At 68.8% G+C, this 24,802-nt stretch carries 21 protein-coding genes; 6 read left to right on the top strand and 15 right to left on the bottom strand.

Translation table 11 applies throughout. The features are described from left to right. Positions 1 to 8: 8 nt before the first annotated feature. The gene (locus ACEN9J_RS10840) at positions 9 to 1,316 is read right to left on the bottom strand and encodes an O-acetylhomoserine aminocarboxypropyltransferase (protein WP_413764040.1); all 1,308 of its coding nucleotides are present in this window, start codon (positions 1,314 to 1,316) and stop codon (positions 9 to 11) included. Between the two features lie 146 nt (positions 1,317 to 1,462). Here ACEN9J_RS10840 and ACEN9J_RS10835 point away from each other — a divergent pair, with 146 nt between their 5' ends. Then, positions 1,463 to 1,912: a CBS domain-containing protein gene (locus ACEN9J_RS10835; protein WP_057592415.1), complete on the top strand. Its 450-nt coding sequence runs from the start codon at positions 1,463 to 1,465 to the stop codon at positions 1,910 to 1,912. A 27-nt stretch (positions 1,913 to 1,939) separates the two neighbouring features. On the opposite strand, the gene ACEN9J_RS10830 is transcribed toward ACEN9J_RS10835, so the two are convergent. From ACEN9J_RS10830 to ACEN9J_RS10800, 7 genes are all read right to left on the bottom strand, one after another. Continuing rightward, positions 1,940 to 3,493, bottom strand: coding sequence for a sugar ABC transporter ATP-binding protein (locus ACEN9J_RS10830; protein WP_413764039.1), 1,554 nt, complete (start codon positions 3,491 to 3,493; stop codon positions 1,940 to 1,942). Next, complete coding sequence (locus ACEN9J_RS10825; RefSeq protein WP_413764038.1) at positions 3,490 to 4,593, bottom strand: strictosidine synthase; 1,104 nt, start codon at positions 4,591 to 4,593, stop codon at positions 3,490 to 3,492. Before ACEN9J_RS10825 ends, ACEN9J_RS10830 begins: the two co-directional genes overlap by 4 nt. Continuing rightward, positions 4,593 to 6,719 (bottom strand): ABC transporter permease, encoded by a 2,127-nt coding sequence (locus ACEN9J_RS10820; protein WP_413764037.1) that lies wholly within the window; start codon positions 6,717 to 6,719, stop codon positions 4,593 to 4,595. Before ACEN9J_RS10820 ends, ACEN9J_RS10825 begins: the two co-directional genes overlap by 1 nt. Before the next feature lie 22 nt (positions 6,720 to 6,741). Continuing rightward, positions 6,742 to 7,767, bottom strand: a complete 1,026-nt coding sequence (locus ACEN9J_RS10815; RefSeq protein WP_057592418.1) for a sugar ABC transporter substrate-binding protein — start codon at positions 7,765 to 7,767, stop codon at positions 6,742 to 6,744. A 94-nt stretch (positions 7,768 to 7,861) separates the two neighbouring features. Then, complete coding sequence (locus tag ACEN9J_RS10810; RefSeq protein WP_413764036.1) at positions 7,862 to 8,839, bottom strand: ABC transporter permease; 978 nt, start codon at positions 8,837 to 8,839, stop codon at positions 7,862 to 7,864. 17 nt (positions 8,840 to 8,856) lie between these two features. Then, positions 8,857 to 11,136, bottom strand: coding sequence for an AMP-binding protein (locus ACEN9J_RS10805; RefSeq protein ID WP_413764035.1), 2,280 nt, complete (start codon positions 11,134 to 11,136; stop codon positions 8,857 to 8,859). Between the two features lie 196 nt (positions 11,137 to 11,332). Beyond that, positions 11,333 to 12,007 carry a GntR family transcriptional regulator gene (locus ACEN9J_RS10800; protein WP_413764033.1) on the bottom strand — a complete coding sequence of 225 codons (675 nt, stop codon included), beginning with the start codon at positions 12,005 to 12,007 and terminating at the stop codon, positions 11,333 to 11,335. A 256-nt stretch (positions 12,008 to 12,263) separates the two neighbouring features. Here ACEN9J_RS10800 and ACEN9J_RS10795 point away from each other — a divergent pair, with 256 nt between their 5' ends. From ACEN9J_RS10795 to ACEN9J_RS10775, 5 genes are read left to right on the top strand one after another with little or no spacing between them, the layout of a single operon-like run. Next, entirely contained in the window at positions 12,264 to 13,049 is a 786-nt protein-coding gene (locus ACEN9J_RS10795; RefSeq protein WP_057592421.1) for an SDR family oxidoreductase, read from the top strand. 11 nt (positions 13,050 to 13,060) lie between these two features. After that, the gene (locus ACEN9J_RS10790) at positions 13,061 to 14,194 is read left to right on the top strand and encodes a pyridoxal phosphate-dependent aminotransferase (protein WP_296730165.1); all 1,134 of its coding nucleotides are present in this window, start codon (positions 13,061 to 13,063) and stop codon (positions 14,192 to 14,194) included. 13 nt (positions 14,195 to 14,207) lie between these two features. Further along, complete coding sequence (locus ACEN9J_RS10785) at positions 14,208 to 15,089, top strand: alpha/beta fold hydrolase (protein WP_413764032.1); 882 nt, start codon at positions 14,208 to 14,210, stop codon at positions 15,087 to 15,089. Then, positions 15,086 to 16,336 (top strand): M20 family metallo-hydrolase, encoded by a 1,251-nt coding sequence (locus ACEN9J_RS10780; RefSeq protein WP_413764031.1) that lies wholly within the window; start codon positions 15,086 to 15,088, stop codon positions 16,334 to 16,336. The genes ACEN9J_RS10785 and ACEN9J_RS10780 overlap by 4 nt, the downstream gene beginning before the upstream one ends. 25 nt (positions 16,337 to 16,361) lie before the next feature. Then, a complete protein-coding gene (locus ACEN9J_RS10775; RefSeq protein ID WP_057592425.1) occupies positions 16,362 to 17,678 on the top strand; it encodes an MFS transporter in 1,317 nt (438 codons plus the stop codon). A 33-nt stretch (positions 17,679 to 17,711) separates the two neighbouring features. Here the strand turns inward: ACEN9J_RS10775 and ACEN9J_RS10770 are convergent, their stop codons facing one another. The 7 genes from ACEN9J_RS10770 to ACEN9J_RS10740 all read right to left on the bottom strand — a co-directional run bounded on the left by ACEN9J_RS10770 (position 17,712) and on the right by ACEN9J_RS10740 (position 24,727). Next, positions 17,712 to 18,857, bottom strand: coding sequence for an acyltransferase family protein (locus tag ACEN9J_RS10770; protein ID WP_413764030.1), 1,146 nt, complete (start codon positions 18,855 to 18,857; stop codon positions 17,712 to 17,714). Continuing rightward, positions 18,854 to 19,663 (bottom strand): class D beta-lactamase, encoded by an 810-nt coding sequence (blaOXA, locus tag ACEN9J_RS10765; protein ID WP_413764029.1) that lies wholly within the window; start codon positions 19,661 to 19,663, stop codon positions 18,854 to 18,856. Before blaOXA ends, ACEN9J_RS10770 begins: the two co-directional genes overlap by 4 nt. A 111-nt stretch (positions 19,664 to 19,774) precedes the next feature. Then, complete coding sequence (locus ACEN9J_RS10760; protein WP_057592428.1) at positions 19,775 to 20,146, bottom strand: VOC family protein; 372 nt, start codon at positions 20,144 to 20,146, stop codon at positions 19,775 to 19,777. Positions 20,147 to 20,180: 34 nt separating this feature from the next. Then, positions 20,181 to 20,903 (bottom strand): helix-turn-helix transcriptional regulator, encoded by a 723-nt coding sequence (locus tag ACEN9J_RS10755; protein WP_413764028.1) that lies wholly within the window; start codon positions 20,901 to 20,903, stop codon positions 20,181 to 20,183. Between the two features lie 11 nt (positions 20,904 to 20,914). After that, positions 20,915 to 22,540: a phospholipase D family protein gene (locus tag ACEN9J_RS10750; protein WP_413764027.1), complete on the bottom strand. Its 1,626-nt coding sequence runs from the start codon at positions 22,538 to 22,540 to the stop codon at positions 20,915 to 20,917. 67 nt (positions 22,541 to 22,607) lie between these two features. Continuing rightward, entirely contained in the window at positions 22,608 to 23,603 is a 996-nt protein-coding gene (locus tag ACEN9J_RS10745) for a Bug family tripartite tricarboxylate transporter substrate binding protein (RefSeq protein WP_413764026.1), read from the bottom strand. 8 nt (positions 23,604 to 23,611) lie between these two features. Further along, on the bottom strand, positions 23,612 to 24,727 hold the full coding sequence (locus tag ACEN9J_RS10740; RefSeq protein ID WP_413764025.1) for an adenosine deaminase family protein: 1,116 nt from the start codon (positions 24,725 to 24,727) through the stop codon (positions 23,612 to 23,614). Between the last annotated feature and the right edge of the window lie 75 nt (positions 24,728 to 24,802).

The following is a 24,802-nucleotide window of genomic DNA, read 5'->3' as shown; positions in this document are numbered from 1 at the left end:
CGCGGCGCTCATGCCGCTTTCTCGGCCGCCTTCAGCGCGCGCTTCAGGTCGTCGATCAGGTCGGCCGGATCCTCGAGGCCGATCGACAGCCGGATCGTGCCCTGCGAGATGCCCGCGCCCGCGAGCGCCTCGTCGGTCATGCGGAAGTGGGTGGTGCTGGCCGGGTGGATCACCAGGCTGCGGCAGTCGCCCACGTTGGCGAGGTGGCTGAAGAGCTTGAGCGATTCGATGAAGGCCTTGCCCTGGGCGCGGCTGCCCTTGATGTCGAAGCTGAACACCGCGCCCGCGCCGCGCGCGCCGTGGCGCAGCAGCTTCTGCGCCAGTGCGTGGCTCGGGTGCGATTCGATCAGCGGATGGCCCACGCGCGAGACGAAGGGATGGGCGGCGAGGAACTCGATGATCTTCTGCGTGTTGTCGATATGGCGCTCCATGCGCAGCGGCAGGGTCTCGATGCCCTGCAGGATCAGCCAGGCGGTGTGCGGGCTCATCGCGGCGCCGAAGTCGCGCAGGCCCTCGCGGCGCGCGCGCAGCAGGAAGGCGCCGACCGTGCTCTCCTCGCTGAACACCATGTTGTGGAAGCCGTCGTAGGCCTGGCTCAGCTCGGCGAATTTGCCCGACTTCTCCCAGTCGAAGCTGCCGCCGTCGACCACCACGCCGCCGATCACCGTGCCGTGGCCCGAGAGGAACTTGGTGGCCGAGTGGTAGACCAGGTCGGCGCCGAAGTCCAGCGGCTTGATCAGGTAGGGCGAGGTCAGGGTGGAGTCGACCAGCAGCGGCACGCCGGCCTCGTGTGCGATCTCGGCCACGGCCGGAATGTCGAGCACGTCGAGGCCGGGGTTGCCCACGGTCTCGCCGAAGAACAGTTTGGTCTCGGGCCGCACCGCGGCGCGCCAGCCGTCGAGGTCGCCGGGCTTGACGAAGGTGGTCTCGATGCCGAAGCGGCGCATCGTGTAGTGCAGCAGGTTCTGCGAGCCACCGTACAGCGCGGTGCTGGCCACGATGTGCGAGCCCGCGCCCATCAGCGTGGCGATGGACAGGTGCAGCGCCGCCTGGCCGCTGGCGGTGGCGATCGCGCCGATGCCGCCCTCGAGCGCCGACACCCGCTGCTCGAGCACCGCGTTGGTGGGGTTGCTGATGCGCGAGTAGACGTGGCCCGAACGCTCGAGGTTGAACAGGGCGGCCGCATGGTCGCTCGACTCGAAGACGAAGGAGGTGGTCAGGTGGATCGGCACCGCGCGCGCGCCGGTCGTGGGGTCGGGCGAGGCGCCGGCGTGCAGCGCGAGGGTGTCGAAACCGGGGTCGGAATAGCCGGGCATGGGGTCCTTTCTGGAGCGGCGCTATGGGCCGGGTCGCGTCCGCTGAGTGACAGCGGCATACCGGGCCGTGGGAGTCGGCGCCGATTGTGGGCTATATTCAAAAAAGGCAGGTTGCCGGGAAAGACAGAGTCCGAGAGGAGCACACGATGAAAGTCAGCGACATCCTTCGCGTCAAGGGCAACACGCTCTTCACCATCACGCCAGACGATCTGCTGGCCGAAGCCGTCAAGACGATGGCGGACAAGGACATCGGCTCGCTGGTCGTCATGGAGCATGGCGACCTCGTGGGCATGCTCACTTTCCGTGAAGTGATCGTGACCATCGTCGCCAACGGCGGCCAGGTCGGCGGCACGCTGGTGCGCAAGGCCATGGACGATGCCCCGGTCACCTGCACCCTCGAAACCGACCTCGACGAGATCCGCCGCATCATGCTCGAGCGCCACGCGCGCTACATGCCGGTGATGGACAAGCGCATGCTGATGGGCGTGATCAGCTTCTACGACGTGGCCAAGGCCGTGGTCGACGCACAGAACTTCGAGAACAAGATGCTCAAGGCCTACATCCGCGACTGGCCGGCGGAAGACGAGAAGAACTGAAGCGCCGCAACGCGGCGATCGGCGCGGTCAGTGGATGGCCGCGTACATGATCGCCTCCTGCGTCGCCTCGGTGGCCGAGAACTCCGTCACCACCTTGCCCTGCTTGGCCACGAGGATGCGGTCCGACAGGGCCATCACCTCGGGCAGGTAGGAGGAAATCACCACCACCGCCTTGCCGGCGTCGGCCAGCCGGTTGATCTCGGCGTGGATCTCGGCGATGGCGCCCACGTCGACCCCGCGCGTGGGCTCGTCGAAGATCACGATGTCGGGTTCCTGCACCAGCGACTTGGCGATCACCACCTTCTGCTGGTTGCCGCCCGACAGCTCGATCACCTTCACGTCCTTGCCGATGGCGCGCACATTGAGCAGCCGGCTCCAGTGTTCGCCCACCGAACGCGCCTTCGCGCCCGACACCAGTCCGCGCGCGCCGGCCAGCTTGCCCTGCAGCCCCATGTAGATGTTCTGCGCGATCGACATGGTCTCGAAGAAGCCCTCGAACTTGCGGTCCTCGGTGATGTAGGCGATGCCGTCGCGCACCGCCTGGCGCGCCACGCGGTAGCGCACCGGCCTGCCGCGCAGCAGGATCTCGCCGCCATGGAAGAAGTCGCGCTTGATCAGCCCGGCCACCACCTTGAAGGTCTCGGTGCGGCCCGCGCCCACCAGGCCGAACACGCCCGTGATCTGGCCCGCGAACACCGACAGCGAGTTGTTCTTGACCATCGCCGCCATGCGCAGGTTGCGCACCGACAGCAGGCACTCGCCCTGCGGCCGCACGTGGGTCTTCTTCTGCCCGTAGAGCGTCTGCGAGAGATCGCGCCCCACCATCGCCTGCACGATGCGCTCGCGGTCGAAGTTCGCCTTGTCGTCGGTCACGACGTGGCGGCCGTCGCGCAGCACCGTGATGCGGTCGGCCAGCAGCAGCGCCTCCTCGAGCGCGTGCGAGATGAAGATCACCGACACGCCGCGCGCCTTGAGGTCGAACACCAGGTCGAAGAAGTACTTCTTTTCCTCGGGCGTGAGGCTGGCCGTGGGCTCGTCGAAGATGATGATGCGCGCCTTGTGCAGCACCGCGCGCGCGATCTCCACCATCTGCTTCTTGGCCGCGCCGAGCATGCCCACGGTGGCGGTCGGGTCGACGTCGAAATTGAGCGACTGCAGGAACTGCTGCGCCGAGATGTAGACGCCGCGCAGCCGGTTGAAGAAGGACTCCTGGCCCAGGAACAGGTTCTGCGCCACCGTCATCGTCGGCACCAGGCTGGTTTCCTGGAACACCATCGCGATGCCCTCGTGGCGCGCCTCCAGCGGCGTGCGCAGCTGCACCGGCCGGCCTTCCACCAGCATCTGGCCCGCGCTCAGCGGCACCACGCCGGCCATCACCTTGGTCAGCGTCGACTTGCCGGCGCCGTTCTCGCCGAGCAGCGCATGGATCTCGCCGCGGCGCAGCGTGAAGTCGACCGCCTCGATGGCGGGTACGCCAGCGTATTTCTTGGTGGCCTGGCGCAGCTCGAGCATGGTCTCGACTGCGGCGGGCGCGCCCGGCTCGGCGGCCACGGCATCGGCGGTGGTATCGCGGGCATTCATCGCGCGGCTCCCTGTTCCTCGGCGGTCATGCGCACCCGCAGCAGCCGGCCGCCGCCTTTCGAGGCCGCGAACAGCGCGCCCGCGTGCTCGGCCACCGCGGTGATGCCGTGGTTGCGGCCATCGACCTGGCTGTGCAGCGAAGACACGACCTGGCCCTGCGCATTCACGCGCACCACCAGCCCGTAGGAGCGCGGCGGCGCCCAGGGCTTGAGCACGCCCATCTGCTTGACGCCCGCGCCCTGCAGCGGCTCGAGGAAGCTGTGGCCCGACGAGAGCGCCGGTGCGATCCAGTAGCGCGGATCGATCTCGGCCACCATGCGGCGGCGGTAGGCCTCCTCGCGCAGCACGAATTCGACCAGCTGCGTGCGGCAGACGAAGCAGCTGAGCCAGAAGCCGCCGCCGGCCGCCGCAGCCATGCGCGAGGGATAGCCGGGCAGGTCGGCCACGCGCGGCGCGGTGCCGTTCGGCCCCAGCGCGAGCACGCGGTGCGCCCAGCTCTCGCCGACCAGCACCGTGCCGCCCGCCTGCGACAGCACGCCGAAGGCATGGCGCAGCCCGGCCGCGAGCTGCTGCGCGGCACCGCCGCCCGGCGCCCAGGCGCAGGCGCGGCCACTCGCGCCGTGCGCCATCAGGTCGTGGCACCAGCGTTCGGGCGCATGCTCGGCCGAGCCCTCGGTCAGCAGCCAGCGCCGGCCGGCTTCGTCCCAGGCCAGCGCATTGACGCAGCGCAGCGCGCGGCCGCCGGCCTCCGTGAGCGTGTGGGCGGTGGCGCCGTCGGGCGCGAGCAGCAGAACCTGCGTGCCGCCGAGCGCCAGCGCGAGCCGTCCGCCGGGCGCCGCGGCCAGCGCGGTGATCGGGCGCTCGAAGCGCCGCACCTCGGCGGGCGCGCCGCCGTCGAGCCGGTACAGCGCGGGTCCGGCCGCGATCCACAGCACGCCGTCGGCCACCGCGAGGTCGTCGATGTCGGCGAGCTCGGCCACCACCTCGGCGTTGTCGAGCGCGCGGTTGGGCTTGAGCACGCCGTCCATCACCGGCACCGTGATGGCGGCGCTGCCGCGCCCGAGCAGGCGGTCGGTGAAACCGCGAAGGGTGTCGAGCATCAGGCTGTCCTCCAGCGCCGTTCGTACTGCACGAAGTCGGGGTCGGCGCCCTCGAGCTTGTAGCGGCCGATGCGGTTGTTCGAGATGCCGCCCAGGTAGAGGTGGCCGCGGTGCTCGCGCATCGAGGTGATCATCGGGTGGTTCTCGCCGCCCAGGTCCCACAGCGTCTCGAGGATCTCGCCGGCCTCGCTGAACTTGAGCACGCAGCCGGTGTTGATGTTGGGGAACAGCCATTCGTCCACCGGCACGCGCGTGGCCATGCGGCGGCGAAAGCCCGGCATGCGCATCGCGAGGTCGTAGGCCGGGCAGCGCATGCCCACCAGCGCGAGCCAGTAGTGGCCGTCGGAGGCGAGGTTGATGTTGTCGGGATAGCCGGGCAGGTTGTCGATCACCATCCGCACCTGGCCGGCCTTCGGGCCGTCGAACCAGTAGCGCTTGATGCAGCAGCCCCAGGTCTCGGCGAACAGGATCGACTGGCCGTCGCTCGCGATCGCGATGCCGTTCGGGAAGCGCAGCCCGCGCAGCACGGTGCGCGTCGAGCCGTCGCGCGGATCGAAGCAGACGATGCGTCCGTTGCCGCGCGCCTCCAGCCCGTCGACCGGCCACTCGTGCATCTCGTAGCGCACCGTGGCCTCGCTGAAGAAGATGCGGCCGTCGTCGGCGATGTCGAGGTCGTCGGCCAGCCGCAGCCGGCTGTCGTCGTTGATCGAGGTCCAGCTGCGGTTGGTCTCGTCGGTCACGCGCTCGACCTTGCGATCGGGCGTGACGCGGTACAGGCCCATGCCGCCCACGCACACGTGCAGGTTGTCCTCGCGGTCGAAGGCCAGGCCCAGCGGCTGGCCGCCGATGTGGGCATAGACCTCCATGCGCTCGTAGTCGGGCGCGAGGAAGCGGATCACGTCGCCATGGCGCGAGCCCGCATAGAGGTTGTCGTCGCGGTCGAGGATCACGTCCTCGGGCGACTCGATGCGGCCCAGGCCGATCAGCGTGACGTCGCGCAGCTTGTTGTTGACCGCGTAGACACTCGGGCCCGCGCCCGCGCCGTCGCCGCTGCTGGCCGGTGCCGGCGGCAGCGCGAAGTAGGTCGGGCTCACGTAGACCTTGCTGATGATGCGCTGGCGGTTCTTGAGCCAGCGCACGTCGATCACGGCCGCCAACACCAGGATCGCGGCCAGCACCATGCGGATCACGCCGCCGGGCGCCGACATCGAGGTCAGGCCGTTGGTGATCAGGAGCACCAGCAGCGTGCCGACCAGCGCCTTGGCGACCGAGCCGCGCCCGCCGCCCAGGCTGATGCCGCCGAGCACGGCGGCCGTGAGCACCAGCACCTCCATGCCCACGCCGATGTCGGCGCCGGCCGTGGCCAGCCGCGAGGCGAAGAAGCAGCCGGCCGCGCCGCACAGCGTGCCCGAGGCCACGTAGCACAGCGCCACGGTGCGCCGCACCGCGATGCCGCTGTTGTAGGCCGAGCGGCGCGAGCCGCCGATGGCCATGATGTGCCAGCCCGCGCGCAGGCGCGTGAGCAGCACGTGGCCCGCGATCGCCACCGCCGCGTAGGCCCAGGCCACCGTCGGCAGGCCCAGCAAGGTGCCGTTGCCCAGGAAGTCCCAGGCCGGCGAGTCGGGCAGCGAGCCCGCGATCGCGGTCGAGTACTGCAGGCTCAGGATCTCGTAGAACGAGCGGAAGATGATCAGCGTGATGAGCGTCGTGAGGAAGGCGCGCAGCCGCAGGTAGCCGATCAGCACGCCGTTGACCGCGCCCAGCAGCGCGCCGACGGCCAGCGTGGCGAGCACCGACGCGCCCATCGGCCACTTCAGCACGTGCATGCACATCAGCGCGCAGAAGTTGGTGAGCGCGAAGATGGAACCCACCGACAGGTCGATGCCGCCCACGATCATCACCAGCGCCAGGCCGAGCACGATGAAGCCGATCTCGCCGGCCTGCCGCAGCGTGTCGGCCAGCACCACCGGCGACCAGAAGTTGCCGATGAGCTGGCCCGAGGCCAGCAGCACCGCCACCAGCAGCAGCACGGGGATCGCGGTCTCGGTCCAGCGCTTGGACAGGATCTCGCCGACCCAGTGGTCGGGCCACCAGCGGTAGCGCAGGCGGGTGAGCGTCTCGTTCATCGGTGCGGCTCCGGCGTCGGCGTCACTTGGCGGCGGTGAGCTTCCAGCAGGTGCCGTCGGCACCCGCGTTCTCCTTCGTGATCGGGATCAGCGTGGTGTAGATGTTCTGCTTGGCCGCGCCGGGCTTCATGCCGCCCTGCACCAGCCACTTGATCATGGCGGCCATGTTGGCGGCCTGCGTCGGCACGTCGTAGCTCACGTCGAGGTCGAAGGCGCCCGACTTGACCTGGTCGCAGGCGCCTTTCTGCTCGCCGCCGCCCGAGGTCGCGAGGTAGACCTTGCCGGTCAGGCCGGCTTCCTTGATGGCGGCCGCGGTGCCGATGTCCATGCCGTCCCAGAAGCCGACGATGCCGCACAGGTCGGGGTTCTGCTTGAGCACCGTCTGCGTCAGGCCCTTGGCCTTGGCCGCGTCCCAGTCGGCGGCCTGGTTCGACACCACCTTGATCTGCGGATTTTTCGCCAGCACGTTCTCCACGCCCTTGAGCGTGTAGGCGCTGGTGGCCGCGGTCGGCGCGCCCTGCACGATGGCGATCTTGTTCGACTTGCCCTTGCAGGCCTGCACCACGGCCTCGGCGTTGCGCTCGCCCACGTCGACCCAGTCGGCGCCCACGAACACGGTCGAGGGCTGCACCGAGCGCATGTTGATCTGCACCACGTAGATGCCGTCTTCCTCGGCCTTCTTGATCAGCTTGGCGTAGGTCTGCACGTCGGGGTTGTGGATCACGATCACCGCGGGCTTCTCGGCCATCAGCGCGGTGAAGGCCTGCGCGCCGGCGTTGGTGTTCCAGTTGGGATCGCGTGCCACCACCTTCATGCCGGCGGGCTCGAGCTCCTTCTTGAGGCCGTTGTACCAGCCCTGCGCGAGGTCGAAGCCCATGGCCACCGGGATGTAGCCCACGGTCTTGCCGGCCAGCGCCTTCTTGTAGCCGTCGCGGAAGGGCTCGTCGAGGCCCTTGCCCTGCGCGGCCGCGTGCTGCGATACGGCGGCCAGCGCCAGCGCGATGCCCGCGAGCTTCGCGGATGCGGCGAGTGTGCGAACGAAGTGCATTGCATGTCTCCTTTTTTCGGTGGTCTCGGATGACGCCAAAATCGCCTGGCGCCCGGCTTCGGAAAACAGGTGGATCCGCTCGCGGACCCGGGGATCAGATGTCGCCCTGCTGCGCGGTCTCTTCGTTGCGCGGGTTGAGCATGGAGTCGATCAGGATCGCGGCCAGCAGCACCACGCCCTTGACGATGTTCTGCACGGAGTAGGAGAGGTCCATGATCGTCATGCCGTTGAGCATGGTGCCGATCAGGAGCGTGCCGATCACGACGTTGAACACGCCGCCGCGGCCGCCCGACAGGCCGATGCCGCCGAGCACCACCACCAGCACCACGTCGTAGATCATGGTGGAGTTGAAGATCCGCGTCGGCATGCTGCTGACCGAGGCCGCCATCACCACGCCCGCGAACAGCCCGATCAGCGCCGCCAGCACGTACTGCAGCAGCACCATCGGCCGCGTCGGCAGACCGGTGGCGCGCGCGGCGAAGGGGTTGTCGCCGATCGCGTAGACGAAGGCGCCCGCGCGCATGCGGCGCAGGAAGAAGGCCATGGCCGCAGCCGCCACGCCGAACATCACGACCGGCGTCGGCACCCCGGCCAGGGTGCCGCGGCCCAGCCAGGCCGCCGGGTCGAGCGCGGCCGGCCACTGCACCACCTCGAGCTGGAAGAAGTAGGCCTGGCCCAGTCCCGCGAGGAAGAGGCCCGAGGCCAGCGTGGTGAAGAGCGAGGGCACCTCGGCATAGGCGATCAGCCAGCCGTTGACCAGCCCGAAGGCCAGCGCCAGGCCCAGCGCGATCGGGAAGGCCGAGCCGAGCGAATGGCCGTTCTGCACCAGCTGCAGCAGCAGGCCCGAGGGCACGGCCAGCGCTGCGATCATCGAGATGTCGATGCCGCGGCCGATCACCACCACCGCCATGCCCAGCCCCAGGATGCCGAGGAAGGCCACGTTCTGCACCAGCGTGAGCAGGTTGTCGATCTGCGCGAAGCCCGGCAGGAACGCCGCGAAGCCCGCGAACAGCAGCACGAACAGCGCGGACACGATGCCCTGCTGCGTGGCCTTGAATTTCTTCGTCGTCATGGTGGGGGCGCTCCGCTTCAGCTCAGGGCAGCGTGCAGCGACTGGCGCAGCTCGCGCTTCATGACCTTGCCGTTGAGGTTGCGCGGCAGCGCCTCGGTGCCGATGGTCCAGGTCTCGGGCACCGCGTAGTCCGACAGCCGCTCGGCGCAGAAGGCCTGCAAGGCGGCGGCCTGGGTGCGCTCGTCGAGCTCGCTCACGCAGACGAAGGCATGCACGCGCTCGCCGAGCACCGCGCAGGGCACGCCCACCAGCGCGGCCTCGACGATCTGCGGATGCTCCATCAGCGTGTTCTCGACCGTGGCGCAGAAGATCTTGTAGCCGCCGCGGTTGATCACGTCCTTCTTGCGGTCGAGGATGCGCACGTAGCCGTCGGCGTCCATGCTGCCGATGTCGCCCGAGCGCCAGTAGCCGCCGCGGAACTCGCTGGCCGTGGCCTGCGGGTTGCGCCAGTAGCCGGGCACCACCATCGGGCCCGCGATCCAGATCTCGCCGACCTCGCCGCGCGCCACTTCGTTGCCGTTCTCGTCGACCACGCAGATCTCGCCGCAGGGCACGGCCAGGCCCACGCTGTCGCGGTGCTCGGCCGTCATGCCGGGCGGCATGATGGTCGCGGGCGAGCAGGTCTCGGTCGCGCCGTAGGCGTTCATCAGGGTGAGGCCCGGCAGCCGCGCCGCGATGCCCTCGATGGTGGCCGTGGGCATCGAGGCGCCGCCGTAGGCACCGATGCGCCAGGCCGAGAGGTCGTGCGCCTGCAGGTCCGGCAGCAGCAGGCACAGGTTGTACATGGCCGGCACCATGATCGTGTGCGTGATGCGCTCGGCCGCCGCCAGCCGCGCGAACTCGGCCGCCTTGAACTGGGTCATCAGCACCGCGCAGCCGCGCGCATGCAGCATGGTGTAGAGCTGCGCCACCAGGCCGGTGACGTGGCTCAGCGGCACCGCGACGATGCTGCGGTCCGATTCGCCCAGGCTCATCGCGTGCACGAAGTGCATCACCGAGTGCGCGATGTTCAGGTGCGTGAGCATCGCGCCCTTGGGCTTGCCCGTGGTGCCCGAGGTGTAGAGCAGCACCGCGAGGTCTTCCTCGGCGGCCGCGTGCGCGGTGGCCAGCGGCTCGGCCTGCATCAGTGCCGTGAAGGATTCGAAGCCCGGCTGCGCGGCACCGGTGCAAAAGCGCAGGCGCAGCAGCGGCAGCGCCTCGAGCGAGGGCACCAGCGTCTGCAGCTCCTGCGAGCAGACGATCGCCACCGCCTCGGCGTCGGCCAGCGAGAACTCGAGCTCGGCCGTGCGCGCCCGCGCGCTCACCGGCATCGCCACCGCGCCGAGCCAGGCGCAGGCGTAGACCGCGATCGCGAACTCGGGCCCGTTCGAGAGGTAGAGCGCCACCCGGTCGCCCGGCCGTACGCCGCGCCGTGCGAGGCCGCCCGCGCACTTGGTGGTGGCATGGTGCAGTTCGCGCCAGCTCAGGCGCAGCGTGTCGCAGACCAGCGCCTCGCCATCGGGCGAGAGCCGCACCGCGTCGGCCAGCATCCGGGCCACGTTGGCGGGGCGCTCGGCGAAGCAGCGCACCACGCGCTCGTTGAAGTGCACTTCACGTCGCATCTTGGGCATGGAATCTCCCCACTGGGACCACGAGGACGCGGAGCTCTGCGAGGGCCGCAGCTCCGTCGGGGCGCTGAGCACGCCGTGCATGAGCATCTCGATGCAGTGCCGCACGGCATCCTGCAGGCTGCGCGCCGGATGGCTGTCGGGCCGGTACCAGCGGCCGATGCCGCTGAGCGCGCCGACCACCGTGTACGAGGCCATCGCCGCGTCGCCGCGCGCGATCCAGCCCTCGGCCATGCCGGCCTCGATCAGCGCGCGGAACTCGGTGTCGATCTCGCCCTTGAGCGCGCGCAGCTCGCGCCGCCTGGGCTCGGCCAGCGGGTCCTCGCCGACGCGGATCACGCACAGGCCGAAGTCGCTGGTCACGATGCCCGCGTAGTTCTCCATCGCCACGCGCAGCCGTTCGCGCGGCGGCAGCCCGCGCCGCGCCGCCTCGAGGATGCCCGCGCGCAGCGCCTCGAGCCCGCGCTGCACGCACTCGAACAGGATCTGTTCCTTGTTCTCGACGTAGTGGTAGACGGTCGGCTTGGTCACGCGCAGGGCCCGCGCGATGTCGTCGAGCGAGGTGCCCTGGAAGCCCTTGGTCGTGAAGAGGCGCGCCGCCGCCAGCAGCACCGCGTCCTTCTTGGCATGGCGATCCTGCTGCCGCTCTCCGCGGCTTTGCCAAGGCGATTCGACCAGCTCGGTAGACATTCGACTCCTGCGGCGATGACCAGGGACCGATGCCGCGCGGAGGCCGCGTGGCGCCAGGAAAACCGGGGGTTACTCGAAAGTACCCTGGTTGACTGGCGCGATTATTCGGAGCGACCGGGAAGGGTGGTTCGGGGAATTTCCCTTAGCTGCGGCGCACCAAAAAAAGGGAAGGCGCGGGCGCTCGCCGAAGCAGGCTTTATCTGCGGAAAGCCTCGTCGCTCTCGGGGAAGAGCGCGATGAAGTCGAGCAATTTCTCCCCCAGCAGATTGACGTGGGCCGTCATCGTCTTGTCGGCCTTGTCCTCGTCGCCGCCGACGATCGCCTCGAGAACCGCGGCATGTTCCGTCAAGGTGTCGGTGCGGCGGCGCGGTCGCTGCGTCACCAGCTTGCGATAGGCGGCCACCCGGTTGCGCAGGCTGCGCGTCTGCTCGGTCAGGAACTCGTTCTGGCTGGCCTCGTAGATCACTTCGTGGAACTCGCGGTTGATCTCGTAGAAGAGGTCGACGTCGTCGGACTGGGCCAGCGACTCCATGCGCGCATGTGCCTGCTTCAGCCGCTCGATCTGCGCCGACGAAATTCGGCGTGCCGCCAGGCGGGCGCACAGGCCTTCCAGGTCGGCCATGACCTGGAACATCTCGATCAGCTTGCGCGCCGACAGCGCGGCGACCACCGCCGGCTGCCTGGGCTTGACCGTGATCAGGGAGGCGGCGGCCAGTTGCCGCAATGCCTCGCGAACCGGCGTGCGCGAGCAATTGAACCGGGCGGAGAGGTCCACTTCCTCGAGCCGTGCCCCAGGGGCGAGGACTCCCGAAAGGATCTCCTGCTCCAGCGTTTGCTGGATGTTGAGGGCATGGGTCTGTGGCTCGGTCACTCGTGGTCTCTTTTCCTGCGCAAACGCGTCGAGTGTAGCCATGCGATGCCCGTGCGAAACCGAATCATGTATTCGTATAGGTCGAATATGGAATACATGATGTGGATGCCGAAGAACGGCGAGGCCGCTCTTGCTGCTGATTTAGCGACAAGTGAGAAGCAAGGGTTTTTCCCCGGCCTGGCTCGGCGAAGCGGTCGGTAGCATATGTATTCGTTAAGTTGATTTTCTGAATACATTAAAAGCAAGGAGCGGATACATGAAGCTGGATCTGGAAGGCAAGTCGGTCCTCGTCACGGGCGCGTCCAAGGGCATCGGCCTGGCGACCGCGCACAGTTTTGCCAGGGAGGGAGTGAGCCGCCTCCACCTCGCTGCGCGCTCCGAAGAGGGGCTGGCGCGGGCCAGGAAGGAAATCGAGGAGGCCTACGGCGCCAAGGTCGAAATCCACCCGATGGACCTGTCGGTGACCGCGAATGCCACCGCACTGGCCGAGCGTTGCCGCGACGTGGACGTGCTCGTGAACAACGCGGCCGATTCCACGCCCGGACCCCTCGACCAGATGAGCGACCAGGACTGGCGCTCCAGCCTGGACATGAAGATCTTTTCGTATGTCACGCTGACGCGCGAGCTCTACGCGCACATGAAGAAGCGCGGCTCGGGCGTGATCGTCAACGACATCGGCAACTCCGGCGAGAACTGGGATGCCAACTACATCGTCGGCACGACCGGCAACGCCGCCATGATGGCTTTCACCCGCGGCGTGGGTGGGCGCAGTCTCGACGACGGCATCCGCGTCGTCGGCGTGAACCCGGGCCCGGTGGCGACCGACCGCATGGTCAAGATGATGAAGCGCCGCGCACTCGACTGGTATGGCGACGAGGGCCGCTGGGAAGAGCTGTTCGACAAGTATCCGGCCAAGCGCGCGGCGCAGGCGGAAGAGGTCGCCGACCTGATCGTCTGGCTGGCCTCGGCGCGCGCCGCGTACATCACCGGCACCATCGTCACCATCGACGGCGGCATCGCATCGCGCCGCTCCATCATCTGAGGCGGCCCGTCATGCGCAAGTTCGAAACACGCAACGCCTACTTCGACAAGCTCTGCAACACGCCCGGCCTGATGTGGCTGGGGCAGAACACCAACCACTTCGATCCCCATCCGTCCGTGCGCGAAGCCGTCATCGAGGCGCTCGACGGCGGCGAATACCACGCCTATGCGCCTCCGGTCGGCTTCGAGGAACTGCGGGCCCTCGTCAAGGAGGACATGGGCCTGCCGGACGCGTCCGTGCTCGTCACCGATGGCGCGGTCGAGGCGCTCTACAACGTCTGCAGCAACATCTGCGCGCCCGGCACCGACTTCGTCACCACCGACCCGAGCTGGGCCTGGCCGATGCACTTCGCCCGCAAGGCGGGCGCCAACGTCATCGAGCTGCCGATCTACGATGCCGCGCAAGGCTACAAGCTCACCGTGGAGCAACTGCGCGCGGCGGTCACGCCGAACACGCGGGTCATCTACCTCGTGGATCCCAACAATCCGCTGGGCACCTGCCATACCGAGGACGAGATCCGCGCGATCGCCGACATCGCACGTTCCGTGGGTGCCTACCTCATTCACGACGCGACCTACTGCCACTTCGCCGACAGCTTCACCCCGGCCTTGCGGTTCTATCCCGAGAAGACCATCGTGACCTACAGCTTCTCGAAATGGCTGGGCCTGGCGGGCATGCGCCTGGGCGCGGTGCTCGCGAGCGCGGACATCATCGAGATGCTCGCGACGGCACCGCCCAACAACCTCGGCAGCAATGTGCTCTCGCAGCGCGCCGCAATCGCCGGGCTGCGCACCAAGGCGGACTGGTTCCCCGAGATCTTCCGCCGTCAGCGCCGCAACCAGGCCGAGGTGGCCCGCGCCGCATCCGCCATCGCGGGCTTCTCGGTGCCGGTGTATCCCTCGCAGGCCAACCTGCTGATCGTCGAGACGGTGGAGGCGGGATTGCGGCCCGAGTCGCTGGTCGCGGCCTACCAGGAGAAGGGCGTGATGATCCGCCAGGGCGCCTATCACACCAAGCGATTCGGCGACCGTTTCGTGAAGGTCAGCCTCACCGTGCCCGAGGCCTGGGCCGACCGCTTCTGCGAGCTGCTGCCGTCGATGGTCGAGCGGGCGCGAAAGATCGACGTGCCGGCGGACTTCTTCTGAGCCGGGAGATCACATGCCGTACCTGAAGACTTCGGACGGGGTCGATCTCTGCTACGAGGAGGCTGGCGAAGGCGAGCCGATCGTGTTCGTGCACGAGTTCGGCGGCGACATGCGCAGCTGGGAGCCGCAGATGCGCTACTTCTCGCGCCGCTATCGCTGCATCTGCTTCAATGCGCGCGGCTATCCGCCTTCGCAGGTGCCCGACACGCTGGAGAGCTACACGCAGGAGCGCGCCGCGCTGGACATCGGCGCGGTGCTCGATCACCTGGGGCTCGAGCGCGCGCACATCGTGGGCTTGTCGATGGGTGGCTTCGCCACCCTGCACTTCGGCTTGATCGCGCCGGCGCGCGCGATCTCGCTGGTGGTGGCGGGGGCCGGCTATGGCGCGGAGAAGCAGCACGAGGCCTACTTTCGCGACGTCTCGCTCGAGGTCGCGGCGCAGTTCGAGGCCCAGGGCTCCGAGACCTTCTCCAGGACCTACGCGCTGGCCGCGTCGCGCATCGCCTACCTGCTGAAGGATCCGCGAGGCTGGGCCGAATTCGCCGGTCAGCTGGCGCAGCACTCCGCGACGGGTGCGGCGTTCACGATGCGCGGCGTGCAGGCGCGACGGCCTTCGCTCTACGATCTCGAGGACCGCCTGAAGGCGATGCAGGTGCCCACGCTGGTCGTGGTGGGCGACGAGGACGATCATTGCCTGCAGCCGGGCATCTTCCTCAAGCGGACCGTGCCGGCCTGCGGGCTCGCGGTGCTGCCCAAGGCCGGCCACACGCTGAACCTGGAGGAGCCCGCGCTGTTCAATCAGCTCGTGGGCGACTTCCTGGCCACCGTCGGCCAGAACCGCTGGCTCGCGCGGGATCCACGCGCGGTGCCGGCCCAGATCATGAAGACCTCATGAGCACGCGGCCATCGCGGCGGGTGGACCAGGCCCGGCTCTGGCAGCGGCACGAGGCGATGGCCAGGCTCGGTGCGACCGCATCGGGCGGCGTGAACCGGCCGGCGTTGTCCGACGAGGACGTCGCCGCCTGCCGGCTCCTGATCCGGTGGGGCGAGGCGATCGGCATGCAGGCCTCGCGCGACGTCGCGGGCAATGTCTTCCTGCGCCTGCAAGGGACGGATGCCGCGGCTGCGCCGGTGCTCTCGGGCTCGCACCTGGACAGCCAGCCCACCGGAGGAAAGTACGACGGCGTCTACGGCGTCCTGGCGGCACTCGAAGCCTGCGAAGCGATCGTCGAATCGGGTGGCCGTCCGCGGCGCTCGATCGACGTGGTGGCATGGATGAACGAGGAAGGCTCCCGTTTCGCGCCCGGCATGATGGGCTCGGCGGCCTTCGCGGGCGCGCGCAGCCTGGCGGACATCGGGGCCTCGGTAGACAACGGGGGCGAGAGCGTCGCGGGAGCATTGGCACGCGTCGCCACGGCGATGGCCGACGTGCGGTTGCGGCCGCTGGGAGGCAGCGTCCACGCCTATGTGGAAGCACACATCGAGCAGGGCCCGCTGCTCGAGCGCATGGGCAAGACCATCGGCGTCGTCAGCGGCATCCAGGGCAAGCGCACCTTCCGTGTCTCGGTGGTCGGCGAGGCGGCGCACGCGGGGACCTCCCGGCGTGCCGAGCGGCGCGACGCGTTGCTGGCGGCGGTCGACATGGTCAAGGCCCTGGCGGGGCGCATGCACGATCCGCAGGACATCGTGAAGTTCACCGTCGGGCAATTCACCGTCACGCCCAATGCGCCGTCGGTCGTGCCCAGCGCCGTGAGCTTCTCCATCGATCTGCGTCATCCCGATTCCATGCTGCTGCGGCAACTGGGCGACGCCATCGAGGGCCTGTGCCGGGAGGCGGCCGGCCCCTGCGAGGTCCGCGTGCAGGAGCTTTCCACCGCGATGTCCCTGGAGTTCCCGTCCGGGATGCGCCAGTGCATCGAGGCCGCGGCCGCGCGCCTGGGCCTTCCGCACACCGAACTGCATTCCGCGGCGGGCCACGACGCGCGTTACCTGCACGGCATCTGCCCATCGGGCATGGTCTTCATCCCCTGCCACCTCGGCATCACGCACAACGAGGCCGAGTCGATCACGCCCGAGGACGCCACCGCGGGGGCGCGGGTCCTGGCCGACGTGCTGGCGGAACTCGCGGACCGGTCCGCCTGAGAAAAATACAACCAGGAGACAAGCAATGACTGACGCAACCCTCACGGCCGCGACGCCCGCCAGCGCGCACGCCGCCGAAGACCGCATGTACCGCCGGATCACCTGGCGGCTGATTCCGTTCCTGATGTTCTGCTACGTGGCGGCCTACCTCGACCGCGTGAACATCGGCTTCGCGAAGCTGCAGATGCTCGATGACCTCAAGTTCAGCGAGACCGTCTACGGCCTCGGGGCCGGTGTCTTCTTCATCGGCTACTTCCTCTTCGAGGTCCCCAGCAACCTCGTGATGCAGCGCGTGGGCGCCAAGATCTGGATCGCCCGCATCATGATCACCTGGGGCGTGATCTCCGCGGGCTTCTCGCTGGTCTCGACGCCGACCCAGTACTACGTGCTGCGTTTTCTGCTGGGTGCCGCGGAAGCGGGTTTCTATCCCGGCGTCATCTTCTACCTGATGTCCTGGTATCCGGCGCATCGCCGTTCGCAGATCATCGCGCTCTTCATGGTCGCCATTCCGGTGGCGGGAATCATCGGGGGGCCGCTCTCCGGCTGGATCATGCAGGCCTTCAACGGCGCCCATGGCATGGCCGGCTGGAAATGGATGTTCATCATCGAGGCCGTACCCTCGCTGGTTCTCGGCGTGATGACGCTCTTCTTCCTCGACAACAACCCTTCGCAGGCGAAGTGGCTCACGCCCGAGCAGAAGGCGCACATCCAGCGCGCGCTGGAGATTCCCGTGAGAGCCCACGCGCGCATCCTCTCGACCGTCGGCAACGTGTTCAGCGACCCACGCATGCTGCTGCTGGCGGTGATCTACTTCTGCGTCATCATGGGCCAGTACGGCCTGACCTTCTGGATGCCGACGCTCATCAAGGCTTCGGGCGTGCAGGGCGTGGTGAACATCGGACTGCTGTCGGCAATACCGTACGGCGTAGCCGTGATCGCCATGCTGTCGTTCGGACGGAGTTCGGATCGCACGGGCGAAAGGCGATGGCACCTGATCGTCCCGATGCTCATGGGCGCCGTCGGCTACACGATCGCGGCGCTCGCTGGGCACAACGTACCGTTGGCGCTCGTGGGCCTGTCGCTCGCGGCCGCGGGTGTGATGACGCCGGGGCCGCTGTTCTGGGCGCTGCCTTCGGCCTTCCTCGTCGGCAGTGCCGCCGCCGCCGGCGTGGCCGCGATCAATGCCTTCGCGGGGCTCGCCGGCTTCGTCAGCCCCTATTTCATCGGCTGGCTGCGCGACCTGACCCAGAGCTCGACCATCGCCATGTATGTGTCGGCCGTGGTGCTGGTGATCGGTGCCGGCCTCATCCTGCTCATTCCGGCCAGGCTGGTGAATCGCTAGCAGGCCGCGCGGGCACGGAAGAAGAAGCCCGGGTCAGGCGGGTGCAACGGACAAGCGGCTTCGCAGCCAGCGGTTCAGCGGCTCGCTGCAGCAGCGCGCGATGGCATCGCACAGCGCCATCGACAGCAGGAGGTAGCCGCCGAGCAGCCACATCCTGTCGCCGCCGCTCGCGTGCGCGGGCGGGAACAGGGTCCGCAGCAGGCCGAGCACGATCAGGTGGAACAGGTAGAGCTCGTAGCTGCGGCGGCCGAACCATCCGAAGGCGGTGGAGAGCCAGCGACCTCGCGTGGGCGCCGTGCCGTCCGCGGATCGATCGCTCATCGTCGCCAGCAGCACGGCCGTGCCCAGCGCCATCGCCGTGACGCCGAGCACGTGGCTCTGCGAGATCGGCCATCGCAGGTAGAGAAACGCCATGGCGATCGCCACGGTCCACGACAGCAGCGTCTTGAGTCGCGCGGAGAGAACGACCGAGTCCGCGAGCAGCGCCGTGCAGCAACCGATCGCGATGCCGTCGAAGGCCGCGAAGTAGGCATAGAGGTAGCCGCCTTCGTCGTCCTGGCGATGGAAGCGGTAGACCGGCGCCAGCACCGCGATCGCGAGCCAGAAGGCGATGAGCCGGCGCTCCCGGCGCAGCAGCACGCAGAGGATCGGGAAGAAGAGATAGAAGACCTCCTCGACCGACAGCGACCACAGCACGCCGAGCGCGTAGTTGGTCCAGCCGTACCTGTCGACCACCACGTTCATCCAGAAGGTCAGCGAGGCGAGGTTGACCAGCCACAGCGGCAACGGGGTCGCACCTGCCGGCGCCCGGTTCTGGAAGACGGCCACGCCGCCCCAGGCCAGCAAGTCGACCGCGACCAGCAGGAGCAGCAGGCACGGCACGATGCGCGCCACGCGCAGGCCGTAGAAGGCGCGCGCCTTCACGTCCTGCAGCGCGCCCCAGCGGCGCCGCGCGTTCGATGTGATCAGGAAGCCCGAGATCACGAAGAACATCGTGACGCCGTAGTTGCCGTTGCGCGCCACCGCGCGCACCGCTTCCCAGCCGAAAAGTTGCGACAGCACGCTGCCGTCGAGCCGGTAGGCGATGTTGAAGTGGTGGAACAGCACCAGCAGGATCGCGATGCCGCGCAGCACATCGATGCGCGTGCTGCGCGGCCCGAGGCTCGGTGCCGTCGTCATCTCGCGCCGGAACCGATCAGCGCGGGCAGGGCCGGCAGCAGCGCGTCGCGCGTGCGGACGCCCGGTGTCGTCGCCTGCTTCCGATCGTCCTGCGTCAGCCGCGCGAACACCACGGTGCGCTCGCCGCGCGTGGCCCAGCCGACATACCAGCCATAGCCATGGGCTTCATCGAGCGAGCCGTCGGCCTTCTTCGGGTAGGCCGCGCCAGTCTTGCCCTGCACGGTCCAGCCCTCGGGCAGCTCGGTCGTTTCCATCGACCGTCGCGTCATCTCGATCGCGTGCGGCGATACCGGCAGCCGGTTCGACAGCAGCTTGCGCAGGAACTCGACCTGCTCGCGCGGCGAGATGCGCAGCGAGGAGGCGACCCATGAACGCTCGAGCCCGTTGTGCTTGCCCGGGTCGCCCGACACGTCGGCATTGCCATAGCCGAAGTCCTTCGCGTAGCGCGCGAAGCGTTCGGCACCCAGCGATTCGGTCACCCGCTGCGAGAACCAGAACACCGAGAGCGCGAGCCAGCGCTGTGGGTCGGTCGGCTGCTTCCAGCCTTCGACCCAGGCCGGATAGCCTTCCTTGAAGGGCAGCACGGGGTCGTGCTCGTTCTTGAGGAAGCCCGCGTCGAAGCCCATCAGCGCGATCGCGATCTTGAAGGTGGAGGCGGGGGTGACGCGTTCGTCGCAGCGGCCTTGCTTCACGATGAACTGGCCGGTGGTCGCGTCGGCGATGGCGGTGCAGAGGGTGCGGGCGTGGGGGGTGGCTGCGAGGGTGGCGAGCAGGGCTGCGGACAGGAGGCGAAGCGGACTTTTCATGGGAGGGACGGGGATTGGGCCGTCATCGTAGAAAAGGCCGGGCTTCGTGTCCTCCAGCTCGCACGCGAGGGACGTCTCGGCCGTAACGCGTGTAACGCCGAAGGGCCCTCGCTAGCCCGCCGGCCTCGAAAACACGTTCACCAGACTCCCATCCGGATCGCGAAGCAACAGCGACCGGTTGCCCCACGGCATCGTGGTCGGCCGCATCACGACCTCGGCCGCTTCCTCCATGCGTGCCAGAGTTTCTTCGACATCGGCGACCTCGAACTCGAGGATTGCCGAGCGGTTCGATGCGGCCGTCGCGGCCCCGGCGTTGAAGCGCTGCACGAGATGCTCCTCGGAGATCGCCAGCGTCGCGCCCGCCAGCCGGATCTCCGCGAAGCCGTCGGCCAGCCGGGTGGCCTCGGTGCCCGACAGGCGCGCGTAGAACGCAACGAGGGCTTCGAATTGTTGAGTGACTAGACGCACGGATGCAAACTTCACGCCGATCTCCTGATGAATGAACGATGGCGCGAGCTTAGGAAGAGGGCATGTCAGATTCCGGCAGTATCGTGCGGCCGCTCTCGCGCACGCGTTGCTGCCAGGCCTTGAGCAGCGCCTGGCGGCGCTGGGGATAGCGTGCATCGAGCATCTCGGCGGCGACGATGCGGTCGGCGCGGAAGTTGCGGAAGTCGTTGCGCAGTTCGCACCAGGCGCTGAGCACGCGCGACTGCTCGAAGTACACGAGCGCGAAGGGCCAGATGACGCGTTGCGACGCGGTCCCGCCGGGATCGTCGTAGCCGATCCGCAGCTTGTGCTCGGCACGGATCGCGGCGCGCAGCAGGTCGGGTTCGACCGCGGCCGGCACGCGCTTCGCCCCCACGGCCACGAGCAGCGCGGAGGCTTCGAGCTCGCGCTTCAATTCGGGCGGCAGCACGGCGGCGATCTTCGCCATCGCATCGTGCGCGCCGCCCGACAGCGCCCTGTCGCCGCGGTCGGCCACCCAGCGCAGGCCCAGCGCGAGCGCCTCGATCTCCTCGGGGCCGAACATCAGCGGCGGCAGCACGTAGCCGGGCTTGAGCACATAGCCCAGGCCGGGCGAGCCTTCGATCAACGCGCCCTGGGACTGCAGGCTCGCGATGTCGCGGTAGAGGGTGCGCAGGCTGATGTCGAGCTGGGCCGCCAGGGCCTGGCCGCTGACGGGCCGGCGATGGCGGCGCAGGGTCTGGACCAGGGCGAGCAGGCGTTCGGAGCGTGACATGCGTGCGGCTTCTACAACTGGCTCTGTGGAATCAACGGCCCCAGCAGCCTCAGCTTGAAGCGCTGCCATGCCGTCGTCTCGGGCGGCACGTCGAACACGCGCGAGTCGTCGTCCTGGTCCACCCACTCGACGTTGCGGCCCTTCGCATCGAGCCGCAGCCGGTAGAAGCTGCGCGTGTCGGCAAAGCTCTCGAGCTGGCGCGCCATGTCGGGGCTGTCGATGATGAGGCCGAGCTCGGTGTTGAGACGCGCCGAGCGCGGGTCGAGGTTCATCGAGCCGAGGAAGACCTGGCGATGGTCGACGATGCCGTTCTTCATGTGCAGCGCGCCGGTGCCATGGCCGAACAGGCCGAGCTTGCCGCGGTGCACGCTCAGCGAGGGGCTCAGCTCGTAGATCTCGACGCCGGCCTCGAGCAGCCGGTGGATGTGTGGCCAGTAGCCGACGTAGACCCAGGGCTCGTCGGTGGAGGCCAGCGAGTTGGTGACGAGTTCGACCTCCAGGCCCGCGGCCCGCGCCTCGGCGAGGCTGGCGACGGCCGCGTCCGAGGGCACGAAATAGGGCGAGACCATCTTGATGGTCCGCTGCGCGGTACGGAACCAGCGCACGACGGATTCGGTCACGGTGCCCTTGTTCGAGTTCTCGCGCTCGTTCCAGCCCTGGGTCTTGGTCAGCGGGTCGAACAGCACGCGCGCGTCGGCCGCGAGCAGCGGGCTCAGCCTGCGCTCGGCCAGCTCGAAGGGCAGGTTCATCATCGGCACCATCTCGAGCGGAATGGCGCTGGGCTCGCCCTCGGTGGCGTTGGGAATGACGCCGTCGTCGGGGATGCGCGGCGCCTGCGGCGGCCTGGCCGTTGCGGTGCGTTCCTCGAAGCGCTGCCGCAGCTGCGCCGGCGTCAGGCTGCTGCGCGCGATGCGCTGCACGGGATAGACGGCCTCGCTGTTCCAGTAGTGGTCGAAGGCGTCGGAGAGTTCGCGCACCACCGGGCCCGCGGCGAACACGTCCATGTCGATGAAGTTGCTGGCGCTGGCGTTCATCACGTACTCGTCGGCCATGTTGCGTCCGCCAGCCACGGCGGCGGCGTTGTCGGCCACGAACAGCTTGTTGTGCATGCGCCGGTTGATGCGTTCGAAATCCATGGCCGACGCGGCGAAGCGCGTGAGGTCGCTGCCGCGGCCGGCCGGGAAGGGATTGAACAGGCGCACCTCCACGTTCGGATGGCTGGCCAGCCCGAGCAGCAGTTCGTCCTCGCCGGTGGTGTAGAGGTCGTCCACCAGCAACCGCACGCGCACGCCGCGCGCGGCCGCATCGCGCAGCGCGCGCATCAGGGCGCGGCCGGTGTTGTCGCCGGCCAGCAGGTAGTACTGCACGTCGAGGCTGCGGGTGGCGAGCTTCGCGAGCTCAATGCGGCTGGCGAAGGAGGTCGGGCCGTAGGGCAGCAGGCGAAAGCCGGACTGGGGGCCCGGTGCCAGTGCCCGTTGCGCGATGGCGTTCAGCGGCGTGGCGGCGTAGTCGCCGATCGCGGCGACGGGCGCCTGTACCACGGGCGGCGGCAGGCTGGCGCAGGCGCCGAGCAGGGCCGGCAGCAGGAGGGCGGCCAGCAGCAGGCGAAGGCGTGGGGCCAGGGAGGCGATGGGCATGGCGGCGATCTCCGATGACCGGGTCGCCGCGAGTGTATGCAGAAGAGCAGGCGGTGCGCGCCCCCGCTCACTCCTTGATATTGGCCGTCTGCACGATCTTCTGGTTGCGCGCGTACTCGGCCTGCACGAAGCGGCCGAAGGCCTCGGGCGTGCCGCTGCCCGGCAAGGCGCCCTGCTCGGCGAGCTTGCTGCGCACGCCTTCTTCCCGCAGCACGGCCTCGAGTTCCTGGTTGATGCGCGCGACGACGGCGGGTGGCGTCTTCGCGGGCGCGAAGATGCCGGTCCAGCTCACCATGTCGAAGCCCTTGAGGCCGGGCATCTCGTCGAAGGTGGGCACGCCGGGCAGCGAGGGCAGCCGCTTGGTGCCGGTGATGCCCAGGGCCTGCAGCCGCTTGCCGTTGACGTGCGGGATGGCGCTGGTGCTCACGAGCATCGCGAGGTCGACCTGGTCGCCGATCACGTCGGTGGCGATCTGCGCGCCGCCGCGGTAGGGCACGTGGGTCACGAAGATGCCGCTGCGCTGCTTGAGCAGTTCCATCGCGAGCTGCAGCACGGTGCCCACGCCCGAGGTGGCGTAGTTGTACTTGCCGGGCGCGGCCTTGGCGAGCTGCACGAAGTCGGCATAGCTCTTCGCGGGCAGGCCGGGGCGCGCCACCAACACCATCGGCGCGGTGTTGAGCAGGCCGACCGGCGCCAGGTCCTTGAGCGGATCGAAGCGGAAGGCCGAAGGATTGACCAGCCGGCCGATGGCGATCGCGCTGTCGGGACCGACCACCAGCGTGTAGCCGTCGGGCGCGGCGGCCACGGCCTTGGCCACGCCGATGGCGCCGCCGGCACCGGCCACGTTGTCGATCACCACCGACTGCTTGAGGCGCTCGGCCAGGCGCGTGGCGACGAGGCGCGCATTGACGTCGACGCTGCCGCCCGCAGTGTAGGGAACGATCAGCGTGATCGGCTTGGCCGTGGGCCAGGCGGGCTGGGCCGAGGCCATGGTGGGCAGCAGGGCGGGCAGCGCGGCGCAGAGCGTCGCGGCCACGAGCAGGGGACGGCGGAGTTGGTTCATGGCGGGCTTCATGCGTGGGCTGGGGAAGAGGGCGGCGCGTCGCCGAGGCGGCTGCGCAGGTGGTCGAAGGCGTCGCTCCATTGCGCGCGCCAGTCGCGGCGCTGCGTCTCGTCGATCCAGGCGCCGTCGAGGCCGTTGAGCATGAAGCCGCGCAGGTCGTCGAGGCCGAAACCGAAGTCGCGCACCATCATCAGCCAGGCCTGCGTGGGCGTGACCTTGTGCAGGGTCGGGTCGTCGGTGTTGGGGTGGATGCGCAGGCCCAGGCCCGGCATGCGGCGGATCGGATGGTCGAGCGCCCAGCGCTCGGGCGGCAGGGTGCGCAGGTAGTAGGAGTTGGTCGGCACCACGGTGAACAGCACGCCGCGCTCGGCGCATTCATGCGCGAACTCGGGCGCGTCGACCACGGTGTAGCCATGGTCGATGCGGTCCACGCGCAGCACGTCGAGCGCGGTGCGCACGTTGGTCCAGGGCATGCCGAACTCGCCGGCATGCGCGGTGGTGCGCAGGCCGGCCTGCCGGGCGCGCGCATAGGCCTCGGTGAAGAGCTCGGGCGGGCGGTCGACCTCGCGGTAGTCGATGCCGATGCCGATCACCTCGTCGCAGCGGTTCGCGGCCATCCACTCGACCATCTCGAGCGCGGCCGCGGGCGAGGCCTCGCGGTCGATGGCGCCGATCAGCCGGCCGTCGATGCCGAACTGCTGCTTCGCATCGCGGATCGCGCGCACGATCGCGCCCTGCGCGAGCGCATAGGGGATGCCCGATACCTGCACCGTGCCGGTCGGGTTCCACGAGAACTCCGCATGGCGCACGTTGTGCTGCGCGGCGTCCTGCAGGTATTCGAGCGTGAGCTGGTGCAGGTCGTCGGGGCCGCGCACCAGCTCGGCGTCGAGCGCGCGCAGCACGCGCAGCACGCCCACGGGTTTCTCGCCGCGCGTGTAGAAGCCCTCGATCTCGTCGGCCGCCAGCGGCGAGCCGGCGCGCAGGTTGAGCTGCTTGAAGGTCTCGTGGCGCACGGTGCCGAACAGGTGGCAGTGCAGCTCGACCTTGGGAATGGCGCGCAGCATGGCTTCGAGGTCGAAGCCGTGGGCGGCGGAAGACGGGCTGGCGGAGGGGCTGGCGGTCATGCGGGCCAGTCTAGTGAGGGCGATGCGATAAGGAAAATTTTGAATTTCTATAATTTGATTCGCTCGATCTATAAG

It is taken from the genome of Variovorax sp. Varisp41, assembly GCF_047325085.1.
Classification (GTDB): domain Bacteria; phylum Pseudomonadota; class Gammaproteobacteria; order Burkholderiales; family Burkholderiaceae_C; genus Variovorax.
The sequence above is the reverse complement of the archived record's forward strand: the minus strand, read 5'-3'. Positions and strand labels throughout refer to the sequence as shown.

What these genes read in the sequence shown, in the direction of transcription:
- ACEN9J_RS10840 (WP_413764040.1), bottom strand. Translation starts at nt 1,316, where the DNA reads ATGCCCGGCTATTCCGACCCCGGTTTCGACACCCTCGCGCTGCACGCC.
- ACEN9J_RS10835 (WP_057592415.1), top strand. Translation starts at nt 1,463, where the DNA reads ATGAAAGTCAGCGACATCCTTCGCGTCAAGGGCAACACGCTCTTCACC.
- ACEN9J_RS10830 (WP_413764039.1), bottom strand. Translation starts at nt 3,493, where the DNA reads ATGAATGCCCGCGATACCACCGCCGATGCCGTGGCCGCCGAGCCGGGC.
- ACEN9J_RS10825 (WP_413764038.1), bottom strand. Translation starts at nt 4,593, where the DNA reads ATGCTCGACACCCTTCGCGGTTTCACCGACCGCCTGCTCGGGCGCGGC.
- ACEN9J_RS10820 (WP_413764037.1), bottom strand. Translation starts at nt 6,719, where the DNA reads ATGAACGAGACGCTCACCCGCCTGCGCTACCGCTGGTGGCCCGACCAC.
- ACEN9J_RS10815 (WP_057592418.1), bottom strand. Translation starts at nt 7,767, where the DNA reads ATGCACTTCGTTCGCACACTCGCCGCATCCGCGAAGCTCGCGGGCATC.
- ACEN9J_RS10810 (WP_413764036.1), bottom strand. Translation starts at nt 8,839, where the DNA reads ATGACGACGAAGAAATTCAAGGCCACGCAGCAGGGCATCGTGTCCGCG.
- ACEN9J_RS10805 (WP_413764035.1), bottom strand. Translation starts at nt 11,136, where the DNA reads ATGTCTACCGAGCTGGTCGAATCGCCTTGGCAAAGCCGCGGAGAGCGG.
- ACEN9J_RS10795 (WP_057592421.1), top strand. Translation starts at nt 12,264, where the DNA reads ATGAAGCTGGATCTGGAAGGCAAGTCGGTCCTCGTCACGGGCGCGTCC.
- ACEN9J_RS10790 (WP_296730165.1), top strand. Translation starts at nt 13,061, where the DNA reads ATGCGCAAGTTCGAAACACGCAACGCCTACTTCGACAAGCTCTGCAAC.
- ACEN9J_RS10785 (WP_413764032.1), top strand. Translation starts at nt 14,208, where the DNA reads ATGCCGTACCTGAAGACTTCGGACGGGGTCGATCTCTGCTACGAGGAG.
- ACEN9J_RS10780 (WP_413764031.1), top strand. Translation starts at nt 15,086, where the DNA reads ATGAGCACGCGGCCATCGCGGCGGGTGGACCAGGCCCGGCTCTGGCAG.
- ACEN9J_RS10775 (WP_057592425.1), top strand. Translation starts at nt 16,362, where the DNA reads ATGACTGACGCAACCCTCACGGCCGCGACGCCCGCCAGCGCGCACGCC.
- ACEN9J_RS10770 (WP_413764030.1), bottom strand. Translation starts at nt 18,857, where the DNA reads ATGACGACGGCACCGAGCCTCGGGCCGCGCAGCACGCGCATCGATGTG.
- blaOXA (WP_413764029.1), bottom strand. Translation starts at nt 19,663, where the DNA reads ATGAAAAGTCCGCTTCGCCTCCTGTCCGCAGCCCTGCTCGCCACCCTC.
- ACEN9J_RS10755 (WP_413764028.1), bottom strand. Translation starts at nt 20,903, where the DNA reads ATGTCACGCTCCGAACGCCTGCTCGCCCTGGTCCAGACCCTGCGCCGC.
- ACEN9J_RS10750 (WP_413764027.1), bottom strand. Translation starts at nt 22,540, where the DNA reads ATGCCCATCGCCTCCCTGGCCCCACGCCTTCGCCTGCTGCTGGCCGCC.
- ACEN9J_RS10745 (WP_413764026.1), bottom strand. Translation starts at nt 23,603, where the DNA reads ATGAACCAACTCCGCCGTCCCCTGCTCGTGGCCGCGACGCTCTGCGCC.
- ACEN9J_RS10740 (WP_413764025.1), bottom strand. Translation starts at nt 24,727, where the DNA reads ATGACCGCCAGCCCCTCCGCCAGCCCGTCTTCCGCCGCCCACGGCTTC.